Genomic DNA, 2,933 nt, shown 5'->3' on the forward strand with positions numbered 1-2,933 from the left:
CGTGCCGCTGCCGCAGACCTAGCCGGCGCTCACTGCCGTCGTTGCGGACCTGTGCCGTCGCGCCCGGCGCGCCAGGCCGCACGCGCGGCGTCGGCCAGGCGCGCGGCGCGGGTCAGCACGATGCGCAGCGCGAGCGGCACCTGTTCCCAGTCCAGCCGGTCGAGCAGGTTGCGCGCGGTCAGCACGAGCTCGGTGTCGCCGTCGACGCCGAGCCGGCGCTGGAAGAACAGCGTATCGGCGTCCTCGAGCCGGCCGCTCAGCAGCAGCAGGTCGGTCAGGGTCGCGCGGACGCGGGCCTGCACGCGGGCGTCGTTCGCGTCCGTCGCGCGGATCTGCAGGCGGCTGGCGCGCACGCGCACGGCGAAGCGCAACGGCAGGTCCAGCACCTCGATGCCGAGCACGCGATCCTCGAGCGCCGACAGCTCGCCGCGCTGCAGCGCGCCGGCGAGCACCTGCGCCGCAGCGTGCTCGAACGCCTGCGCGAGCGCCTGGCGCGGCAGCAGGTGCAGCAGCGGCGCCCAGCGCCGGGGCGGAGGCAGCAGTCGCAGCAACGACGGGGACATGACGGGACTCGCACAGGAAGGCAGGCCGCGAGACTGCCGCGCCGGCGCCTCGCTCCGCCCTGACCCAGGTCAATCCGCCGTCGCTCGGCGGCGCAGGGCCGTGACGATCGCCCGTCGCGCGATGCCAGTGTCCTGCCCCGTAGCTACGTCGAAGGAATTCCCGAAGGATTTTGCCCCCGGGACCGGGCGCCGGAAGGAGGCGCAGCAGCGCTGCGGCGACGCCCGGCCACGACGTATCGGGTGAAAGACCCCGGAATCATTCGATAGTTATTTGCGGGACGGGACACTAGAGTCTGCGACCCCATGTCCTTTGCAGAGCGAGCGACTCATGAGCGAATCCGCCCCCTACCCGATCGGCACGCCGGGCCAGCCCTGGGGCGCGGCGGAAAAAGCCGAATGGCTGTCGCGGCAGACGCGCCTGCGCAGCTACGCCGACGACGTGGCCAGCGTCGTCGACCGGCTGCGCGCGCGTTTCGACGTCGTCGAATACGGCCGGCTGGACTATCTGCCCGACCGCTACGCGCTGCTCGCGATCCGCAGCCGCGACTGGCGCGACGCGCTGCCCTGCGTGCTCGTCACCGGCGGCGTGCACGGCTACGAGACCAGCGGCGTGCACGGCGCGCTGCGCTTCGTCGAGCGCCATGCGGCCGACTATGCGGGCCGCGTCAACCTGCTCGTCGCGCCGTGCATCAGCCCCTGGGCCTACGAGCGCATCCACCGCTGGAATCCGCAGGCAGTCGATCCGAACCGCTCGTTCCGCGCCGACAGCCCGGCGCCGGAGTCGGCCGCGCTGATGCAGCTGGTCGAACCGCTGCGCGGCCGCGTGCTCGTGCACATCGACCTGCACGAGACCACCGACAGCGACGAATCCGAGTTCCGCCCGGCCCTTGCGGCGCGCAACGGCGAGGCCTACGAACCCGACGTCATCCCCGACGGCTTCTACCTCGTCGGCGACAGCGAGAATCCGCAGCCGGCGTTCCAGCAGGCCGTCATTGCGGCGGTCGCGACGATCACGCACATCGCCGAGGCCGATGCGAACGGCCAGATCATCGGCTCGCCCGTGGTCGCGCCCGGCGTCATCAACTATCCCGTGCGCCGGCTCGGCCTCTGCGCCGGCGTCACCGACGCGCGCTACACGACGACGACCGAGGTCTATCCCGACAGTCCGCGCGCGAGCCCCGAGCAGTGCAATGCGGCCCAGGCCGCCGCGGTCTGCGCGGCAATCGATTTCGCGCTGGCCGGCTGAGCGGCCGCTGAAATTCGTCGCGGATTTTCAAGCGATGCGCGGACGAGCGCGATGACGCGCTCGTCCGCGCCGGCACGCTCCCGTCGTCGCGCAACGGCAGCCGGCCGCCCGCCGCACCGGCGACTCAGCGCCGTACCGCGAACACGCCGTCGAGCGCGAGCTCGGCCTTGAAGCCGGCTTTCTGCAGCCGCTTCTCGACTTCGCGCGGCACGTCGCGGCCGCTGGTCAGCCGGTTCGGGCTGCCGGTGTAGTGGAACAGCCGGCCGCCGCGGCGCAGCACGCGCGCGAGCTGCTCGTAGAAGGCCTGCGAATACAGCTCGCCGGCGATGCCGAAGCGCGGCGGGTCGTGCAGCACGGCGTCGGCCGAGGCGTCGGCGCGCTGCGCGATCGCCGGCAGCACGTCGGCATGGGTCAGCTGCAGACGGCCGCCGGCCGCCGGCGCGTCCGGGTCCGGCGACCAGGGATTCAGCGTGCGCAGCCAGAGCACGTCGGCATTCTTCTCGAACGAATCGATCGCGGCGACGCCGGCCTCGAGGCAGCAGGCCGCGAAATAGCCGAGACCGCCGCAGGTATCCAGCACGCGCTTGCCGCGCGGCTCGACCAGCGCGACCTTGCGCCGCGCATCGGCCAGCGGCGAGTCGTTCTCGCTCGGCAGCATCTTGATGCCGTCGATCTCGAACGTCGGCACGCCCCAGCGCGTCGGCACGAGCTTGATCAGCGAATTGGAGAAACGCGACACCGGCGCGAACGCGTCGCCGTCCCAGTAGTAGATCGTGCGCTCCTTGAGCCGGAACGCGTACGGATAGCGCTTTCCGTTCCATCGCCAGGCGTCCGCGTCGAGCTGCGCCTCGCCCTGCGAACGGTCGAGATCGAGCGAGCCGTTCCAGACCGCCGCGCCGGCGTCGCGCGCGGCCTGCAGCGCCTCGGCCTGGGACTGGGTCAGCAGGGGACCGGAATAGTGCGGCACGGCAGGCATCTCCCGGCGCGCGGCGCCGCAGGACAAACCGGCATTGTCCCAGGAACGCGCCCGCGGCGGGCGATCGGCCTGCCTGCGCACACGCCGTCGAGCGTCGTGCGGGGCGTCGCGCTCGACCGGCCGCGGCGGCCAGATCGGAAGAGCGTCG

General features: G+C 72.3%; 3 protein-coding genes. 1 reads left to right on the forward strand and 2 read right to left on the reverse strand.

Going from position 1 to position 2,933, the window contains the following annotated elements; genetic code table 11:
- Nucleotides 1-29 precede the first annotated feature (29 nt).
- Complete coding sequence (ubiT, locus tag NON22_RS22680; protein ID WP_257389262.1) at nucleotides 30-563, reverse strand: ubiquinone anaerobic biosynthesis accessory factor UbiT; 534 nt, start codon at nucleotides 561-563, stop codon at nucleotides 30-32.
- 328 nt (nucleotides 564-891) lie between these two features.
- Here ubiT and NON22_RS22685 point away from each other — a divergent pair, with 328 nt between their 5' ends.
- Nucleotides 892-1,809, forward strand: coding sequence for a M14 family metallopeptidase (locus tag NON22_RS22685; protein WP_257389263.1), 918 nt, complete (start codon nucleotides 892-894; stop codon nucleotides 1,807-1,809).
- A 124-nt stretch (nucleotides 1,810-1,933) separates the two neighbouring features.
- On the opposite strand, the gene NON22_RS22690 is transcribed toward NON22_RS22685, so the two are convergent.
- Nucleotides 1,934-2,785, reverse strand: a complete 852-nt coding sequence (locus NON22_RS22690; protein WP_257389264.1) for a class I SAM-dependent methyltransferase — start codon at nucleotides 2,783-2,785, stop codon at nucleotides 1,934-1,936.
- Nucleotides 2,786-2,933: the final 148 nt, after the last annotated feature.

This window comes from Tahibacter caeni, from assembly GCF_024609805.1.
Classification (GTDB): domain Bacteria; phylum Pseudomonadota; class Gammaproteobacteria; order Xanthomonadales; family Rhodanobacteraceae; genus Tahibacter; species Tahibacter caeni.